At 53.7% G+C, this 16,757-nt stretch carries 18 protein-coding genes; 7 read left to right on the top strand and 11 right to left on the bottom strand.

What is annotated here, in order from left to right; all coding sequences use genetic code 11:
- Positions 1–73: 73 nt before the first annotated feature.
- A complete protein-coding gene (gene ftsH / locus DXXMK7_RS03050) occupies positions 74–2,026 on the bottom strand; it encodes an ATP-dependent zinc metalloprotease FtsH (protein ID WP_071605151.1) in 1,953 nt (650 codons plus the stop codon).
- 47 nt (positions 2,027–2,073) lie between these two features.
- Entirely contained in the window at positions 2,074–2,703 is a 630-nt protein-coding gene (gene rlmE / locus DXXMK7_RS03045; protein ID WP_038917805.1) for a 23S rRNA (uridine(2552)-2'-O)-methyltransferase RlmE, read from the bottom strand.
- Positions 2,704–2,861: 158 nt separating this feature from the next.
- On the opposite strand from rlmE, the gene yhbY reads away from it, so the two are divergent.
- A complete protein-coding gene (gene yhbY / locus DXXMK7_RS03040; protein ID WP_013316313.1) occupies positions 2,862–3,155 on the top strand; it encodes a ribosome assembly RNA-binding protein YhbY in 294 nt (97 codons plus the stop codon).
- A gap of 125 nt (positions 3,156–3,280) precedes the next feature.
- On the opposite strand, the gene greA is transcribed toward yhbY, so the two are convergent.
- Positions 3,281–3,757, bottom strand: a complete 477-nt coding sequence (gene greA, locus DXXMK7_RS03035) for a transcription elongation factor GreA (RefSeq protein WP_019843796.1) — start codon at positions 3,755–3,757, stop codon at positions 3,281–3,283.
- Between the two features lie 216 nt (positions 3,758–3,973).
- Here greA and dacB point away from each other — a divergent pair, with 216 nt between their 5' ends.
- Positions 3,974–5,407, top strand: coding sequence for a serine-type D-Ala-D-Ala carboxypeptidase (gene dacB, locus DXXMK7_RS03030; RefSeq protein WP_038917804.1), 1,434 nt, complete (start codon positions 3,974–3,976; stop codon positions 5,405–5,407).
- Positions 5,408–5,512: 105 nt separating this feature from the next.
- On the opposite strand, the gene cgtA is transcribed toward dacB, so the two are convergent.
- The 4 genes from cgtA to rplU all read right to left on the bottom strand — a co-directional run bounded on the left by cgtA (position 5,513) and on the right by rplU (position 8,609).
- Positions 5,513–6,688 (bottom strand): Obg family GTPase CgtA, encoded by a 1,176-nt coding sequence (gene cgtA, locus DXXMK7_RS03025; RefSeq protein WP_038917803.1) that lies wholly within the window; start codon positions 6,686–6,688, stop codon positions 5,513–5,515.
- A 266-nt stretch (positions 6,689–6,954) separates the two neighbouring features.
- Positions 6,955–7,899 (bottom strand): DMT family transporter, encoded by a 945-nt coding sequence (locus DXXMK7_RS03020; RefSeq protein WP_038917802.1) that lies wholly within the window; start codon positions 7,897–7,899, stop codon positions 6,955–6,957.
- Between the two features lie 121 nt (positions 7,900–8,020).
- Complete coding sequence (rpmA, locus tag DXXMK7_RS03015) at positions 8,021–8,278, bottom strand: 50S ribosomal protein L27 (RefSeq protein ID WP_022632116.1); 258 nt, start codon at positions 8,276–8,278, stop codon at positions 8,021–8,023.
- Positions 8,279–8,297: 19 nt separating this feature from the next.
- Complete coding sequence (rplU, locus tag DXXMK7_RS03010; RefSeq protein WP_016943772.1) at positions 8,298–8,609, bottom strand: 50S ribosomal protein L21; 312 nt, start codon at positions 8,607–8,609, stop codon at positions 8,298–8,300.
- A 260-nt stretch (positions 8,610–8,869) separates the two neighbouring features.
- On the opposite strand from rplU, the gene ispB reads away from it, so the two are divergent.
- Positions 8,870–9,841, top strand: coding sequence for an octaprenyl diphosphate synthase (gene ispB, locus DXXMK7_RS03005; protein ID WP_038662450.1), 972 nt, complete (start codon positions 8,870–8,872; stop codon positions 9,839–9,841).
- A gap of 1 nt (position 9,842) precedes the next feature.
- Here ispB and DXXMK7_RS03000 read toward each other — a convergent pair whose 3' ends face one another.
- A complete protein-coding gene (locus tag DXXMK7_RS03000; RefSeq protein WP_038920789.1) occupies positions 9,843–10,217 on the bottom strand; it encodes a DNA-binding protein in 375 nt (124 codons plus the stop codon).
- A gap of 226 nt (positions 10,218–10,443) precedes the next feature.
- Positions 10,444–10,830, bottom strand: coding sequence for a DNA-binding protein (locus DXXMK7_RS02995; protein ID WP_038917801.1), 387 nt, complete (start codon positions 10,828–10,830; stop codon positions 10,444–10,446).
- Positions 10,831–11,018: 188 nt separating this feature from the next.
- On the opposite strand from DXXMK7_RS02995, the gene DXXMK7_RS21575 reads away from it, so the two are divergent.
- On the top strand, positions 11,019–11,300 hold the full coding sequence (locus DXXMK7_RS21575) for a helix-turn-helix transcriptional regulator (protein WP_071605150.1): 282 nt from the start codon (positions 11,019–11,021) through the stop codon (positions 11,298–11,300).
- A gap of 70 nt (positions 11,301–11,370) precedes the next feature.
- On the opposite strand, the gene mdh is transcribed toward DXXMK7_RS21575, so the two are convergent.
- Complete coding sequence (gene mdh, locus DXXMK7_RS02990; protein WP_038662455.1) at positions 11,371–12,312, bottom strand: malate dehydrogenase; 942 nt, start codon at positions 12,310–12,312, stop codon at positions 11,371–11,373.
- 490 nt (positions 12,313–12,802) lie between these two features.
- Between mdh and argR the strand changes: the two genes are divergently transcribed.
- Positions 12,803–13,273: a transcriptional regulator ArgR gene (gene argR / locus DXXMK7_RS02985; RefSeq protein WP_013316302.1), complete on the top strand. Its 471-nt coding sequence runs from the start codon at positions 12,803–12,805 to the stop codon at positions 13,271–13,273.
- Positions 13,274–13,318: 45 nt separating this feature from the next.
- On the opposite strand, the gene tsaD is transcribed toward argR, so the two are convergent.
- Positions 13,319–14,332: a tRNA (adenosine(37)-N6)-threonylcarbamoyltransferase complex transferase subunit TsaD gene (gene tsaD, locus DXXMK7_RS02980; RefSeq protein WP_038917799.1), complete on the bottom strand. Its 1,014-nt coding sequence runs from the start codon at positions 14,330–14,332 to the stop codon at positions 13,319–13,321.
- Between the two features lie 246 nt (positions 14,333–14,578).
- Between tsaD and rpsU the strand changes: the two genes are divergently transcribed.
- Positions 14,579–14,794: a 30S ribosomal protein S21 gene (gene rpsU / locus DXXMK7_RS02975; protein ID WP_001144069.1), complete on the top strand. Its 216-nt coding sequence runs from the start codon at positions 14,579–14,581 to the stop codon at positions 14,792–14,794.
- Positions 14,795–14,921: 127 nt separating this feature from the next.
- On the top strand, positions 14,922–16,676 hold the full coding sequence (gene dnaG, locus DXXMK7_RS02970) for a DNA primase (RefSeq protein ID WP_038917798.1): 1,755 nt from the start codon (positions 14,922–14,924) through the stop codon (positions 16,674–16,676).
- The last annotated feature ends 81 nt before the right edge of the window (positions 16,677–16,757 follow it).

The raw sequence follows: 16,757 nt of genomic DNA, 5'->3' as shown, positions 1-16,757 counted from the left end.
CCTACCGGAGTAAAAAACCCCGGCAAGCCGGGGTTGGAGGGAAGCTGTGGCCCGCCAGGGGGCCGTCATACCATTACTTGTCGTTCAAAGGCCCGGACATGGTATTGCCCGGTGTCGGCGCATGAGGTTCATCCGCCGGCGTCGGCGCCTTAGGAGCCCCGCCATTGTCAGACGACGAAGAGTTATTGCCCGAAGTCGGTTCTTCCCAGCCGGCTGGCGGGCGAACGTCTTTACGCGACATCAGATCATCGATTTGCGGCGCATCGATAGTCTCATACTTCATCAGCGCGTCCTTCATCGAATGCAGAATGTCCATATTGGCCATCAGCAATTCGCGGGCACGCTGATAGTTGCGTTCGATCAATGCCTTAACTTCCTGATCGATGATACGCGCCGTTTCATCCGACATATGCTTGGCTTTGGCTACAGAACGGCCGAGGAACACTTCGCCTTCTTCTTCCGCATACAGCAAAGGCCCCAGCTTTTCCGAAAAGCCCCATTGCGTCACCATGTTGCGGGCGATGGACGTCGCCACTTTGATGTCATTGGAAGCGCCGGTAGAAACATGCTCGGATCCGTAGATGATTTCTTCAGCCAGACGGCCGCCGTACAGCGTGGAAATCTGGCTTTCCAGTTTCTGACGGCTGGCGCTGATCGCATCACCCTCAGGCAGGAAGAAAGTCACACCCAGAGCACGGCCGCGCGGGATGATCGTCACTTTGTGCACCGGATCGTGCTCCGGCACCAGACGGCCGATAATCGCATGGCCCGCTTCGTGATAGGCGGTGGATTCTTTCTGCGCTTCGGTCATCACCATAGAGCGGCGTTCCGCCCCCATCATGATTTTGTCCTTGGCCTTCTCGAATTCCACCATCGAAACCACGCGACGGTTGCCGCGAGCCGCAAACAACGCAGCTTCGTTCACCAGGTTAGCCAAATCCGCCCCAGAAAAGCCCGGCGTACCGCGTGCGATAACGGAAGCGTCAATATCCGGCGACAGCGGTACGCGGCGCATATGGACTTTCAGAATCTGTTCACGTCCACGGACATCCGGCAAGCCAACCACCACCTGACGGTCAAAACGACCGGGACGCAGCAACGCCGGGTCCAGCACGTCGGGACGGTTAGTCGCGGCGATAACGATGATGCCTTCGTTGCCTTCAAAACCATCCATCTCAACCAACATCTGGTTCAGCGTCTGTTCGCGTTCGTCATGACCACCGCCCAGACCCGCGCCACGCTGGCGGCCCACGGCGTCGATTTCATCGATAAAGATGATGCAGGGCGCAGCTTTCTTGGCCTGCTCGAACATGTCACGCACACGAGAAGCACCGACGCCCACAAACATTTCTACGAAGTCGGAACCGGAAATGGTGAAAAACGGCACTTTCGCTTCACCGGCGATGGCTTTCGCCAGCAAGGTTTTACCGGTCCCCGGCGGGCCGACCATCAGCACGCCTTTCGGAATTTTACCACCCAGTTTCTGAAAGCGGCTCGGCTCGCGCAGGTACTCCACCAGCTCGGCAACTTCTTCTTTGGCTTCATCACAGCCCGCCACATCGGCGAACGTGGTTTTAATCTGATCTTCCGTCAGCATCCGTGCCTTGCTTTTACCAAAAGACATGGCACCTTTGCCGCCTCCGCCCTGCATCTGGCGCATGAAGAAAATCCAGACACCAATCAGCAACAGCATCGGGAACCAGGAAATGAAGATAGAAGCCAGCAGGCTCGGTTCTTCCGGCGGTTCGCCAACCACTTTCACATTTTTGGTCAGAAGGTTATCCAGCAGTTTAGGATCGTTGACAGGGATGTACGTGGTGTAGCGGCTGCTGTCTTTTTTGACAACATTGATCTCGCGCCCGTTGATACGCGCTTCACGGACCTGATCCTGATTCACTTCAGTCAAAAAGGTTGAATAATCCACCCTACGGCCATTCGACTCGCTGGGCCCAAAGCTCTGGAATACGGACATCAGCACTACCGCGATGACCAACCAGAGAATCAGGTTTTTCGCCATGTCACTCAAGGGATTAACCTCATATTACAACTGTGTTAAAAAATAGCGTCAGGGTACTACAGTTTACGACCTGTCGCTACAATGTACACCTCACGGGACCGGGCTCGCGAGGCATCTGGCTTACGAATCTTCACCGTCGTAAACAGGGAGCGAATCTCACGCAGATACTCATCGAAGCCCACTCCCTGAAATACTTTCACTACGAAACTGCCACCGGGCGCTAATATATCCCGACACATGTCCAGCGCAAGTTCAACCAGATACATGGCGCGGGGAATATCCACCGCCGGAGTACCGCTCATGTTCGGGGCCATGTCGGACATCACCACCTGAACCTTCTCGTCTCCAACCCGCTCCAGCAGGGTTTTGAGCACTAATTCATCACGGAAATCCCCTTGAAGGAAATCGACTCCAACAATAGGATCCATCGGTAAAAGATCGCACGCGATAATGCGCCCTTTTCCACCAATCTGACTGACAACATACTGGCACCATCCGCCTGGCGCTGCGCCAAGATCCACCACGGTCATGCCGGGTTTGAACAGCCGGTCAGTCTGCTGTATCTCATCAAGTTTAAACCAAGCGCGCGAGCGAAGCCCTTTTTTCTGCGCCTGCTGTACATATTTGTCGCTAAAGTGTTCCTGCAACCAGCGGGTGGAACTTGCAGAACGCTTTTTGTTAGCCATCGATTTTCCAACTATGATTTTTTCTAACTAGTGTTAATTAAGTGCCAGCGGCGGGCAAAACGTCTCAACGACAGCCAATCTGTATAGCCGGATTGGTGATAATCATGAGATGGCGGTAGAATGGCCCGTTTTCAATCCCAACCTAAGCAAAAAAGACAATGAATCTGAGTAACAAACAAAAACAGCACCTGAAAGGCCTGGCTCACCCGTTGAAGCCGGTCGTCATGCTGGGCAACAACGGCCTCACTGAAGGTGTGCTGGCTGAAATCGAGCAGGCTTTGGAACATCACGAACTGATCAAGGTGAAAATCGCCGCTGAGGATCGTGAAACCAAGGGCCTGATTGTCGATGCCATTCTGCGCGAAACCGGCGCCAGTAATGTCCAGGTCATCGGCCACACTCTGGTACTCTATCGTGCGTCAAAAGAACGCAAGATTGTGTTGCCCCGTTAACATTTTCGGTTCAGGTTACCCTGTTTCCCGGCAAGGTTCCATGACCCGCTGGTGAGAAAAAAGGCCGATATCGGCCTTTTTCCTTTCTTTACAATCGAGGCTGGCGCCTTGCCAGTCAATAGGAATCAGAGATATTCCACCTTCAGGATTTCGTACTCCACGACCCCGCCCGGCGTGCTGATCGTCACCACGTCATCCTCTTCTTTGCCTATTAACCCCCGCGCAATCGGCGAGTTGACAGAAATGAGGTTCTGTTTGAAGTCGGCTTCGTCGTCACCCACGATACGGTAGGTCTGCTCTTCTTCGGTATCCAGGTTCATCACGGTTACCGTAGCGCCAAAAATCACGCGACCGTTCGCCGCCATCTTGGTGACGTCGATAACCTGGGCGTTAGACAGTTTGGCTTCAATTTCCTGAATCCGACCTTCACAGAATCCCTGCTGCTCGCGAGCGGCATGGTATTCTGCGTTTTCTTTCAAATCACCGTGCTCACGCGCCTCGGCAATCGCCGCAATAATTTCGGGCCGGCGTACTGACTTCAGGAAGTCCAGCTCCTCGCGTAACTTTTCAGCACCACGCAACGTCATCGGAAATTGTTTCATATCGTCACTACCTCTAAAAAATCCGTACGGCTCACGTTACCGTCATCCTGACAATTTAAACAAAAATAGCCTCGCCCGGAACATTCCTTCCAGGCCAGACGCGTTTTTGCATTTTGATACGCATTTTACCCCAGAGTTCCACCAGGGTCATCGTTTACTTTATCCCTTGATGCGCCGTAGTATGACCACCACGTTACCCTGTACTTAATTGAGATTATGCGTTTTTTATCGATTCTGACCGGTTTTGCCTGCGCAGTTGCCCTACAGGCCAACGCCGCCCCCATTGACGAGTACACCAAATATCTGCCCGATGGGGCCAATCTGGCGCTGGTGGTGCAAAAAGTCGGAGCATCTACCCCGGCTGTCGATTATCACAGTCAGCAGATGGCGCTGCCCGCCAGTACGCAGAAAGTCATCACCGCGCTGGCTGCGCTGTTGCAACTGGGGCCGGATTACCGTTTCGTCACCACGATGGAAAGCAAAGGCACGCTCGCCAACGGGGTATTACGCGGCAATCTGGCGGTGCGCTTCAGCGGCGATCCATCGCTGAAACGACAGCAACTCCGTAACATGGTACAGGAACTCAAGAAACGGGGAATTCGAGAAATCAGCGGTGACGTCCTGATCGATACGTCCGTATTCGCCAGCCACGACAAGGCGCCCGGCTGGCCCTGGAATGATATGACTCAGTGTTTCAGCGCGCCGCCCGCTGCCGCGATTGTCGACAAAAACTGTTTTTCCATCTCGCTCTACAGCGCCCCCAAGGCAGGCGATAACGCATTTATCCGCGTCGCGTCCTATTATCCGGTGCAAATGTTCAGTGAAGTTCGCACCCTGGCGAAAGGCTCCCCAGACGCTCAGTATTGCGAGTTGGATGTAGTGCCGGGTGAACTCAACCGCTTTACCGTTACTGGCTGCCTGACGCAGCGCGCCGAACCGTTGCCGCTGGCGTTCGCCATACAGGACGGCGCCAGCTACGCCGGCGCGATCGTGAAAGACGAACTGCAACAGGCGGACATCCGCATCGCCGGCAGCCTGCGCCGGCAATCGCTGCCTGGCGCTCCCGGCACCGTACTGGCGCAAACCGAGTCGGAGCCGTTGCACGAATTGTTGACCACCATGCTGAAAAAATCGGACAACATGATTGCCGATACCGTATTTCGCACCATCGGGCATGAGCGTTTCAAGGTTCCCGGAACCTGGCGCGCCGGCGCTGACGCCGTTCGCCAGATCCTGCGTCAGAAAGCCGGAATCGACCTGGGCAACACCATCATCGTTGACGGCTCAGGGTTGTCCAGACATAACCTGATCGCGCCGGCAACCATGATGCAGGTGCTGCAGTATATTGCTCAACACGATAACGAATTGAATTACATCAAGATGCTGCCGCTGGCGGGCTATGACGGGACATTACGCTATCGTGCCGGCCTGCATGAAGCCGGGCTTGATGGCAAAGTCTCGGCCAAAACCGGCGCGTTGCAAGGGGTGTACAACCTGGCGGGCTTTATCACCACCGCCAGCGGCCAGCGAATGGCCTTCGTACAGTATCTCTCCGGTTACGCGGTTCCACCGGAAGATCAAAAAGAACGCCGCATTCCGCTGGTTCGCTTCGAAAGCCGCGTTTACAAAGATATATACCAGAACAATTAACTGACTGATAAAAAATTCCCTTATCTGCCTGGCTGATAAGGGAAACATACACAACTAACAAGCAAATTTTTCTTTTCGACCACTGCCTAGATGGCCTGGTGGCGATTAATGCTGGTAAATAATTTCAACGCCTTCGTCGTCATCTTCATCCCAGTCGTCATCCCACTCCTCTTCAGCTTCCGCCTTGGCGGCTTCCAACTGTTCGCGGTGGTAATCATCCCACATGAAGTCGACTTTCTCAGGCGCCTTGTTCTCTGCTTCGGCCAGCACTTTCGGCTGAGTATTGAGGAAATTCATCACATCCCAGCACAGGGCATTTACCCCTTCCCGGTTGGCTGCGGAAATCAGGTAATATTTACCTTCCCAGCCAAGTGCGGCCGCGATCTCTTTCGCGCGTTTTTCCGCCTCGCCTTTCTCCAGCAGATCAACCTTGTTGAACACCAGCCAGCGCGGTTTTTCCGCCAGAGACGCGCTGTACTGCTGCAATTCATTAACGATCACTTTGGCATTTTCGATCGGATCGGATTCATCGATCGGCGCCAGATCGATCAGATGCAGCAACACGCGGCAGCGCTCCAGATGCTTCAGGAAACGGATCCCCAGCCCAGCGCCTTCGGACGCGCCTTCGATAAGACCGGGGATGTCTGCCACCACGAAGCTCTTCTCGCTGTCCATGCGCACCACGCCCAGGCTCGGCACCAGCGTGGTAAACGGATAATCCGCCACCTTCGGCTTAGCGGCCGACACTGCGCGAATAAACGTTGATTTCCCGGCATTCGGCAAACCCAGCATACCGACATCCGCCAGCAGCAACAGCTCCAGCATCAACTCACGCTCTTCGCCCGGCGTACCGTTGGTTTTCTGTCGCGGCGCACGGTTGACGGAGGATTTGAAGCGGGAATTACCCAGCCCGTGCCATCCGCCTTTGGCGACCATCAGTTTCTGCTGATTACGGGTCATGTCACCCAGTACTTCACCCGTGCTTTTATCCAGCACGCGCGTACCGACGGGGACCTTGATGGTGATGTCTTTGCCACGCTTGCCGGTGCAGTCACGGCTCTGACCATTCTGGCCGCGTTCCGCACGGAAGCTTTTCTCAAAGCGGTAGTCAATCAGGGTATTAAGGTTTTCATCCGCCAGCAGGTAGACGTCACCGCCGTCGCCGCCGTCACCGCCGTCAGGCCCGCCATTGGGAATATATTTTTCACGACGGAAGCTGACACAGCCATTGCCACCGTCACCCGCCACCACCAGAATGGTGGCTTCATCTACAAACTTCATGAACTGTCTCCGCAAAAAACCAATAGAGAATGACCGACGCGTTTGAATAATTTATTGGTTCTCTTTGGCTCAACGAATTGGGTTGATGACAGATAACCGCAGTATGTCACCTGCCACTGAAAAACCGACGCATCAGAACCGTTCCGATAAAAGGGCGCTGATTGTACCTGCTTGGCGAAAGGATTTCACCTGTATTAAAAATAATCAGCCCTGATTCGCTTCGCCACCCTTTGTTCAGAGTATCCGCGCGGCCTGTTCCTACCTCATCAAACCCTAGGACGCTTGTCGCGTTTTAATGCGATCAGACGATGCCCAATCGCAGAGAACATCGCGCCGGTCACCACGACAAAGGCGCCGATATACCCCAGCAGATTGAGAGCCGGCGCGGCAAATACCGAAGGCCAGGCCAATGACAATAAATCCGAAAAAAACAGCGTAAACAACGGCGTCAGCGTAATGATGGTACTCACCTGAGCGGCCTGCCAGCGCGCCATAGCCTCAGCCAGCGCCCCGTATCCCACCAGAGTATTCGCGCCGCAAAACAGCAGACAGGCCAATTGCCAGCCAGTCAGTTGGAAAATCACCCCCGGTTTTGCCAACGGGGTGATAAACAGTACACAGAGCGTATACAGCAGAAAAAGCAGCTGTTGCGAAGTCAGACGACGCAGTAACACCTTTTGTGCCACTCCATAGGCCACCCATACCGTGGAAGCCGCTACCCCCAGCAATATCCCGAAGGTGTAATCCGTCAGTCGGGTAAAAAGCTCCACCAGACTATTGTTGAAAAACATCAATAATCCGCAAATCAGTACCCCGGCGCCGATGATTTGATTCACGCGCATCTTTTCCTTGAGGATCACAACGCTGGCAACCATCAACCCCACCGTCGACAACTGCCCGATCACCTGCGACGCCGTAGGGCTCAGATATTGCAAAGATGAGCTGAACAGCACGAAATTGCCCAGCAACCCGCCGGTGGCTATCAACAGCAGAATCCACCAACGCTGATGATCAAATACCCGCGGCGTCGGCAATTTGCCTTTGCTGTACAGGAAAATCCACAGCCCGACGGAGGCGATCAAAAAGCGGTACCAGACGATGGTATAAGGCTCCATCGCTACCAGAACCTGTTTCATCGCGATTGGCAGCGCTCCCCAGCATATGGCGGTAGTCAGCGCCAGACAAAACCCGATGACAGCATTCTGTTTCATCACATCACCTGTTCTTTTTATCGATTTCTGTATTATGCCGCGTATCTGTATTGTGCCGCGCAAATGTAAAAAGCCCTGCAACAAGTTGCAGGGCTTTATTATTCAACCTGATACCGAAAAATTACTCAGCGACGATGCTGATATATTTACGGCTGTTCGGGCCTTTAACTTCGAATTTGACTTTACCGTCAGACAGAGCAAACAGGGTGTGGTCTTTACCGCAGCCTACGTTGCTGCCTGCGTGGAACTTGGTGCCACGCTGACGAACGATGATGCTGCCAGCCAGAACTGATTCACCGCCGAAGCGTTTTACGCCAAGACGTTTGCTTTCTGAGTCGCGGCCGTTACGAGTAGAACCGCCAGCTTTTTTGTGTGCCATTAATCCGCTCTCCTAAAACTTAAGCGCTGATGCCGGTGATTTTCACGTCAGTGAACCACTGACGGTGGCCAGCCTGCTTACGGTAGTGTTTACGGCGACGAAACTTAACGATTTTAACTTTCTCGCCACGGCCGTGAGCAACGACTTCAGCCTTGATTTTGCCGCCGTCGACGAAAGGAACGCCGATTTTGACATCTTCACCATTGGCAACCATCAGAACCTGGTCAAACTCAACAGCTTCACCGGTTGCGATGTCCAGCTTTTCCAAGCGAACGGTCTGGCCTTCGCTTACTCGGTGTTGTTTACCACCACTTTGGAAAACCGCGTACATATAAAACTCCGCTTTCCGCGTGCTTCTTTGAATGATGTGAAGCGCGCTATAAATATTCACAATAGGGCGCGAATTCTACGCAAAAAACCCACTGATGACAAGCGCAGAATCAATCAATGTGAAGAAAAAGGATACAACCCATGAACTGCCGTTTATCTGCGCCGTTTTTCAAGTACAATCAGGCCTAACGTTCCCCTTTTCAGTGCCGACACCATCAGCATTTTCACGGCAGAAACAGAAGCAATCAGCTGGCAGAAACAATGAACTTAGAGCAAATCACAGCGTTAAGCGCACAGGATATGGCCGCCGTCAACCAGACCATACTGGATCAGCTCAACTCCGACGTTGTCCTGATCAATCAGTTAGGAAATTACATCATCAGCGGTGGCGGCAAGCGTATCCGGCCTATGATTGCGGTATTAACCGCCAGGGCGCTGAACTACCAGGGTGACAAACACATTACCGTTGCCGCGCTGATTGAATTCATCCATACCGCCACTCTCCTTCACGACGATGTGGTCGACGAATCCGATATGCGTCGGGGAAAAGCTACGGCAAATGCCGCGTTCGGCAATGCCGCCAGTGTGTTGGTAGGCGACTTCATTTATACCCGCGCTTTTCAGATGATGACCAGCCTGGCTTCGTTGCGCGTCATGTCGGTGATGTCCGACGCCGTCAACGTCATCGCAGAAGGCGAAGTGCTTCAGCTCATGAACTGCAACGATCCGGACATTACCGAAGACAGTTACATGCGGGTGATTTACAGCAAAACGGCCCGGTTGTTCGAGGCGGCGGCGCAGTCATCCGCCATTTTGTCGGGCGCCAGCAGCGAGCAGGAACAGGCCTTACAGGACTACGGCCGTTACCTCGGCACCGCCTTCCAACTGATTGACGATTTGCTCGATTACAGCGCCGACGGCAAAACGCTGGGGAAAAATACCGGCGATGATCTGAACGAAGGCAAGCCCACGTTGCCGTTGCTGCATGCCATGCATCACGGCAACGAAGAGCAGCGCGCCATGATCCGCCAGGCGATCGAAGAAGGTAATGGGCGCCATTTGCTGGAGCCCGTGCTGGCGGCCATGCAATCCTGCGGCTCTCTGGCTTACACCCGACAGAGAGCCGAAGAAGAAGCCGACAAAGCTATTACCGCTATTCAATGCCTGCCTGCCAGTGATTTTCGCACGGCGCTTGAAGGCCTGGCTCATCTCGCGGTACAACGCGACTTCTGAGTCATTCTTCCTTAATTTTGTACTCCTGCGGCCCGTTTTCCAGGCGGGCCAGCATTCCCATCGCCCCTTCGCGCAGAATATGTCCAATCAGCCGGGTACGTTCTTCCACGGAAAGCTGGTGGTAAATCTGTATCCAGGTGTGTTCCTGAACAGTCGCCGATTTCCCGACGTAGTCGGGCGGGGTTTCCTGCATGAGGCTGGTTTTCACCTCCTCCGGCAAGCTCCAGACAGCGTATTCGACGCCCTTACCCTGAACACCTTTGCGACGCCGTTTCTCCCAGCCATGTTCCTTGGCTCTTTTATTGAGCCCCTGGCGAGACTTCGGCAACCCTGCCACGCCTAACAATTCATTGGTGGTAAACCATGCCTTTTCCATCATCCTTCTCCCTTTCATCTCGTTCCTGATACGAATACGCAATTAGATGACTAAAACAGCAATTACGTTTCCATATAATAGACTAATTTTATTCAAACCACTAATGCAATAGTGTTAAAGGTAGCATTAATCGCGATCAGGAAAGTTCCACAGAGAGAAATCAGGTGAGGATAAAGAGGGGAGAAAGCCATTCCGCAATACAAAAAATCGGGAATGGCTGAGTCACTTAATCAGAAAAATCTTTTATCAAAGTCGCGCTTGCCGGATTGGCAAGACCCAGCTGTTTCAGCGTGGCAGACACGCCTTCGCGCATGATATACGCAATCAGTTTTTCCCGTTCCGGGACAGATAACTGATGGTAAATCTGGATCCAGACTGACAGCATGTCTGACGGCTTTGCCGAATATTCACCTGACGTTTCCTGCATCAGCAGTGTTTGCTGAACAGACTGAGGCAAGCTATGGATAGAATATTCTACCCCTCGTCCTTGTACACCTTTACGGCGACGCTTTTCCCAACCATCTTCTCGGGCTCGCTTATTCAATCCTTGCCGTGATTTAGGGAGTCCGCCAATACCAACCAATTCGCTGGTCGCAAACCACTCTTTTTTCATGTCCTTTTCATCCCGATAGAGATACTCGTTACCTATTCAGATCCATTTGGAAATTAATTTGGAAATATTAAGGAAATTGGTGCTATATTATTTCCAAATAATGGCTTTTGGTTAGCGAAACCATTCACCATGAGCCGTTAGTTATACCATTAATACGCTGTCGTCTTAATAGCAATAAGGGAAGGATTATGAATTCAAGGAAAAATGACTGGCATCCCGCCGATATTATTGCGGCACTGAGAAAGAAAGGGACAACGCTCGCGGCCGTATCACGAGCCGCCGGGTTGAGTTCTTCCACGCTGGCCAATGCTTTATCCCGCCCATGGCCGAAGGGCGAATGGTTAATAGCCGACGCGCTGGGTATTCACCCATCGGAAATATGGCCCAGTCGCTATTACGATCCTGAAACACAAGAACTACTCGACCGCAAAAAACTGATCCGTCCGCCGTATGATCCGCAATCCGAATAATGCTTCCGGAAAAAAGAAAGGCCGGGGAATAGACTCCGGCCTTATCAACAGTATGTTCACACAAAGGTGATTATTTCTTGTTAACGAACTCTTCGCCCAGCGCGATATCCTGCTTCAGGGTATCCAGCATGCTAACCAGAGCCTGCTGTTCAAACGCGCTCAGCGCACCGATGTCTTTACGCTCAGCAATGCCGTTTTTGCCCAGCAACAGCGGTTGAGCAAAGAAACGAGCGTGTTTGCCATCGCCTTCCACATAAGCGCACTCAACCACGCCGCTTTCACCCTGCAGAGCGCGAACCAGAGACAGACCAAAGCGTGCGGCTGCCTGGCCCATAGAAAGGGTTGCTGACCCGCCGCCGGCTTTCGCTTCCACAACTTCGGTGCCCGCATTCTGAATACGTTTGGTCAGATCGGCCACTTCCTGCTCGGTGAAGCTCACGCCCGGAATCTGGGACAACAACGGCAGGATGGTGACGCCGGAGTGGCCGCCGATAACCGGCACGTCGATGGCCTGCGGCTGTTTGCCTTTCAGTTCGGCAACGAAAGTGCTGGAACGGATAATGTCCAGCGTCGTGACGCCAAACAGTTTGTCTTTGTCATACACGCCGGCCTGCTTCAGCACTTCGGCGGCAATCGCCACCGTGGTATTGACCGGGTTGGTGATAACGCCGATACAGGCTTTAGGGCAGGTACGGGCAATCTGCGAAACCAGGTTACGCACAATCCCTGCGTTCACATTAAACAGGTCGGAACGATCCATCCCCGGCTTACGGGCCACCCCGGCAGACATCAGCACAACATCTGCGCCTTCCAGAGCAGGAGTAGCATCTTCACCGCTGAAACCTTTGATTTTCACATCGGTGGGAATGTGGCTCAGATCGACAGCTACACCCGGCGTAACGGGGGCGATATCATAAAGAGAGAGCTCTGAACCTGAAGGAAGCTGGGTTTTGAGGAGAAGGGCAAGGGCTTGACCAATACCACCTGCGGCTCCGAGAACTGCAACTTTCATCCTAAACTCCTTATTATGTTAAGTAAAATTACCGTGGATGCGTTTAGTTAAAAACGTTTATGCTCGCGAGAGAAGCCAGGCGTCAGACCTGTTTTCAGAAGGACACTACATAGGTCCGCAGCGATAAATAGGCACGCAGCGATAACGCACTATGTGATTAATAATAAACTAACAATCTGCCTGATATCTGAAAGGTAATTAAAGTAACAGGCAATTGTAGTATGCCCCGGCATAAGCCCACGACTGATTAACGGGTGTGTTACATTACACCGACCATCAGCCTCCAAACAACATCATTTTGATAACATTTATTTTACTTTTATGTGATGAAGAGCACATTTTTTGACACCCTGGTAAAGTATTGCCCCACCGCCCACTAAGTCCGCTGTCTCAGGCCAATAATCCGGTTTTATACGCGCTCATATTGCATAAAAATTCATTCAAATGCATAATGGCCGCATGTTCCACTTTTTCCCGGACACGGTGCAGAATGCGTAACTCCACTAAACAAGAAGATCTGGTTAAGGCGTTCAAAGCGCTGTTAAAAGAAGAGAAATTCAGTTCGCAAAGCGAAATTGTGCAGGCGCTGCAGGACGATGGGTTCGAGAACATCAACCAGTCCAAGGTATCCCGCATGCTGACCAAGTTTGGCGCGGTGCGTACCCGCAACGCGAAGATGGAAATGGTTTACTGTCTGCCTGCCGAACTGGGTGTTCCCACCACCACCAGCCCGCTAAAAAACCTGGTGCTGGACGTGGATTACAACGACGCGGTGGTCGTGATTCACACCAGCCCTGGCGCAGCCCAGCTGATCGCCCGCCTGCTGGACTCGCTGGGCAAATCGGAAGGGATTCTCGGCACCATCGCCGGCGACGATACCATTTTCACCACCCCAGCCCGGGGCTTCAGCGTCAAGCAACTGTATGAAGCAATACTGGTATTGTTTGAACAGGAACTGTAATGCTTCTCCGCCCCGCTATGCGTTTGGGGCGGAATAGCCGGAAAATCACAGCGCAGGCAATTCAGCCAGCGGCCAACGCGGCCGAACCGTGATGCCAAGCTCATCCGTCACGCCCTGGGCAAGACGAACCGCTCCGGCATAAGCAATCATCGCGCCGTTGTCGGTACAGAATTCAGGGCGGGCATAGAACACGTCGCCGCCTCGTTTCGCCATGATGTCCGCCAGCCGCTGGCGCAATGTCCGGTTGGCGCTCACGCCGCCGGCCATCACCAGCCGGCTGAACCCTGTCTCATCAAGCGCACGCCGGCATTTGATGGCCAACGTATCCACCACCGCATCTTCAAACGCCCGCGCGATATCCGCCTGCGTCTGCGGATCGCTGCCGTTTTCACGGATAGTATTGGCGGCGAAAGTCTTCAGCCCGGAGAAACTAAAATCCAGACCGGGTCGATCGGTCATCGGCCGGGGAAAAACAAAACGGTCGGAATGTCCGCCTTGCGCCATTTTCGACAGCAACGGCCCACCGGGATAATCCAGCCCCAGCAGCTTGGCGGTTTTGTCGAACGCCTCGCCAGCCGCATCGTCAATGGACTCACCCAGCAACCGGTATTCGCCAATGCCGGTAACGCTGATCAACTGGGTATGGCCGCCGGACACCAGCAGCGCGACAAACGGAAACGCCGGCGGATTATCTTCCAGCATCGGCGCCAGCAAGTGACCTTCCATGTGATGCACCGGAATGGCCGGCACATCCCAGGCAAACGCCAGCGAGCGCCCTACCGTCGCACCGACCAGCAGCGCCCCAACCAGACCAGGGCCGGCCGTGTAAGCGACGCCATCGATATCACTGTGCTGTAGCCCGGCGTCTTTCAACGCCGCCTGAATCAGCGGCACGGTCTTGCGAACATGATCGCGGGAGGCCAACTCAGGCACCACGCCGCCATAATCGGCATGCAACTTCACCTGGCTGTAAAGCTGATTCGCCAGTAGCCCGGCCTGCGTGTCATAAATCGCGACCCCGGTTTCATCGCAGGATGTTTCAATACCCAATACGCGCATTGCTGTTTTCACTCTCGTTTACATTTACGGCGGCGGTTACATTTACGGCGGCCCGCCACGGCTGCTTGATTCAGGCGGGGCATAGTCTATCATAAGCCAGTCCACTGACGAGCGAACCGGCGCCGCGCGTTTTATGATCGCTGATGCACTTTACAAACGCGCCACAGTTGCAGTAGAATTCCGCACCATTTTGAAAAGGCTGGCACAAGGCCAGCAGCAAACCGAATTTACTGAGGTGAGAGGCACATGCCGGTAATTAAAGTACGTGAAAACGAGCCGTTCGACGTCGCTCTGCGTCGTTTCAAGCGTTCCTGCGAAAAAGCAGGTGTTTTGGCTGAAGTTCGTCGTCGTGAGTTCTATGAAAAACCGACTACCGAACGTAAGCGCGCTAAAGCTTCTGCTGTGAAACGTCACGCCAAGAAGCTGGCTCGAGAAAACGCACGCCGCACTCGTCTGTATTAATTTTCTGGAGGGTTATCCTCCACCGCGTGATTAATCCGCAGACTTAGCAGTTGCATACGAAGGCCGTGCTTTCCGAAAGGAATGCGCGGCTTATTGTCGTTTATAAACGTATATAGATAAGGGGCTTATGGCTGGACGTATTCCCCGCGTATTTATTAATGACCTGCTGGCCCGCACCGACATCGTTGACCTGATCGATGCGCGCGTCAAACTGAAAAAGCAGGGCAAGAATTATCACGCGTGTTGCCCGTTCCACCACGAGAAAACCCCTTCGTTCACCGTTAACGGTGACAAGCAGTTCTACCATTGCTTCGGCTGCGGCGCCCACGGCAACGCGATTGATTTCCTGATGAATTATGATCGTCTGGAATTTGTTGAAAGCATTGAAGAACTGGCTGCAATGCACGGCCTGGAAGTTCCTTACGAAGCAGGCACCGGTCCGACCCAGCTCGAACGCCACCAGCGGCAAAGTTTATACGAGCTGATGGAACAATTAAGCGCTTTTTACCAACATACCCTGAACCAACCTGCGGGTACGCCGGCCAGAGAGTATCTGTCCAGACGCGGCCTGAGTGATGAGGTGATCCGGCAATTCGCCATCGGATGTACGCCGCCAGGGTGGGACAATGCGTTAAAGCGTTTCGGCCGCAGCAGCGAAAACCGGACCACGTTGACCGACGCCGGCATGCTGGTGACCAACGATAATGGCCGTACTTACGACCGTTTCCGCGATCGGGTGATGTTCCCAATCCGCGACAAACGTGGACGGGTTATCGCTTTTGGCGGTCGGGTGATGGGCGATGGTATGCCCAAGTACCTGAACTCGCCGGAAACCGAGATTTTTCACAAAGGCCGCCAGCTGTACGGCTTGTACGAAGCGCAACAGAAAAATCCGGAATTGAAGCGGTTGTTGGTAGTCGAAGGCTATATGGATGTGGTCGCGCTGGCCCAGTTTGGCATCGATTACACGGTGGCCTCGCTAGGAACATCAACGACTGCGGACCATATCCAGTTGTTGTTTCGCGCCACCGATCAGGTGGTGTGCTGTTACGATGGCGACCGCGCCGGACGCGACGCCGCCTGGCGCGCGCTGGAAACCGCGCTACCCTATCTGGATGACGGTCGGCAGTTGCGCTTTATGTTCCTGCCCGACGGCGAAGACCCGGATACGCTGGTGCGTCAGGAAGGCAAGGCTGCTTTCGAGCAACGTATCGAACAGGCAATGCCGCTGTCGGCGTTTTTGTTCGACTCGCTGCTGCAGCAGGTGGACATGAGCACCCCGGACGGGCGCGCCAAGCTCAGTACGCTGGCCCTACCTCTAATTGGGCAGGTACCGGGCGAAACGTTGCGATTATACTTACGTCAACAACTTGGCAATAAACTGGGGCTGTTGGACGACAGCCAGCTGGATCGCCTGCTGCCGAAAGCGGCGGAGCAAACATCGTCCTACCAGCCTCCACGGCTAAAAGTCACAACTATGCGTATACTGATAGGACTTTTAGTACAAAATCCGAGGTTGTCCGCCGAGGTGCCGGAACTGGCGCTGGAAGGGGTGGAAGAGAACAAAGTTGCAGGACTGGAGCTGTTTCTGGATCTGGTGAAAACCTGCAATGAAAGCCCAGGCATGAACATGGGACTGCTGCTGGAAAAATATCGCGAAAGTAAATATCGCAAGCAGCTTGAAACCCTGGCCGCCTGGGACCATATGATTGAAGAGGAAGAGCTCGAAGAAAAATTCAGGGTCAGCCTGGCCGAGCTCTACGACCAGTTGCTGCAGTTGCGGATGGACACGCTAATCGCCCGCGAGAGAACGCATGGGCTGAGCACGAACGAGCGCAAGGAACTGTGGTCGCTGCAACTGGCGCTGACGCGAAAAAACTGATTTCCCGCGGCTTAATTGCCGATAAATAGTAGGGTCGAGCCCTACAGCGTGCCGCTACGGGGGCTGCGGCGATAAGAAAAA

Source organism: Dickeya sp. MK7 (genome assembly GCF_000406305.1).
GTDB classification, from domain to species: domain Bacteria; phylum Pseudomonadota; class Gammaproteobacteria; order Enterobacterales; family Enterobacteriaceae; genus Dickeya; species Dickeya fangzhongdai.
Note: the sequence above shows the minus strand (reverse complement) of the source record. Positions and strands in the feature narration are given on the sequence as shown.

What these genes read in the sequence shown, in the direction of transcription:
- rlmE (WP_038917805.1), bottom strand. Translation starts at nt 2,703, where the DNA reads ATGGCTAACAAAAAGCGTTCTGCAAGTTCCACCCGCTGGTTGCAGGAA.
- yhbY (WP_013316313.1), top strand. Translation starts at nt 2,862, where the DNA reads ATGAATCTGAGTAACAAACAAAAACAGCACCTGAAAGGCCTGGCTCAC.
- greA (WP_019843796.1), bottom strand. Translation starts at nt 3,757, where the DNA reads ATGAAACAATTTCCGATGACGTTGCGTGGTGCTGAAAAGTTACGCGAG.
- dacB (WP_038917804.1), top strand. Translation starts at nt 3,974, where the DNA reads ATGCGTTTTTTATCGATTCTGACCGGTTTTGCCTGCGCAGTTGCCCTA.
- cgtA (WP_038917803.1), bottom strand. Translation starts at nt 6,688, where the DNA reads ATGAAGTTTGTAGATGAAGCCACCATTCTGGTGGTGGCGGGTGACGGT.
- DXXMK7_RS03020 (WP_038917802.1), bottom strand. Translation starts at nt 7,899, where the DNA reads ATGAAACAGAATGCTGTCATCGGGTTTTGTCTGGCGCTGACTACCGCC.
- rpmA (WP_022632116.1), bottom strand. Translation starts at nt 8,278, where the DNA reads ATGGCACACAAAAAAGCTGGCGGTTCTACTCGTAACGGCCGCGACTCA.
- rplU (WP_016943772.1), bottom strand. Translation starts at nt 8,609, where the DNA reads ATGTACGCGGTTTTCCAAAGTGGTGGTAAACAACACCGAGTAAGCGAA.
- ispB (WP_038662450.1), top strand. Translation starts at nt 8,870, where the DNA reads ATGAACTTAGAGCAAATCACAGCGTTAAGCGCACAGGATATGGCCGCC.
- DXXMK7_RS03000 (WP_038920789.1), bottom strand. Translation starts at nt 10,217, where the DNA reads ATGGAAAAGGCATGGTTTACCACCAATGAATTGTTAGGCGTGGCAGGG.
- DXXMK7_RS02995 (WP_038917801.1), bottom strand. Translation starts at nt 10,830, where the DNA reads ATGAAAAAAGAGTGGTTTGCGACCAGCGAATTGGTTGGTATTGGCGGA.
- DXXMK7_RS21575 (WP_071605150.1), top strand. Translation starts at nt 11,019, where the DNA reads ATGAATTCAAGGAAAAATGACTGGCATCCCGCCGATATTATTGCGGCA.
- mdh (WP_038662455.1), bottom strand. Translation starts at nt 12,312, where the DNA reads ATGAAAGTTGCAGTTCTCGGAGCCGCAGGTGGTATTGGTCAAGCCCTT.
- argR (WP_013316302.1), top strand. Translation starts at nt 12,803, where the DNA reads ATGCGTAACTCCACTAAACAAGAAGATCTGGTTAAGGCGTTCAAAGCG.
- tsaD (WP_038917799.1), bottom strand. Translation starts at nt 14,332, where the DNA reads ATGCGCGTATTGGGTATTGAAACATCCTGCGATGAAACCGGGGTCGCG.
- rpsU (WP_001144069.1), top strand. Translation starts at nt 14,579, where the DNA reads ATGCCGGTAATTAAAGTACGTGAAAACGAGCCGTTCGACGTCGCTCTG.
- dnaG (WP_038917798.1), top strand. Translation starts at nt 14,922, where the DNA reads ATGGCTGGACGTATTCCCCGCGTATTTATTAATGACCTGCTGGCCCGC.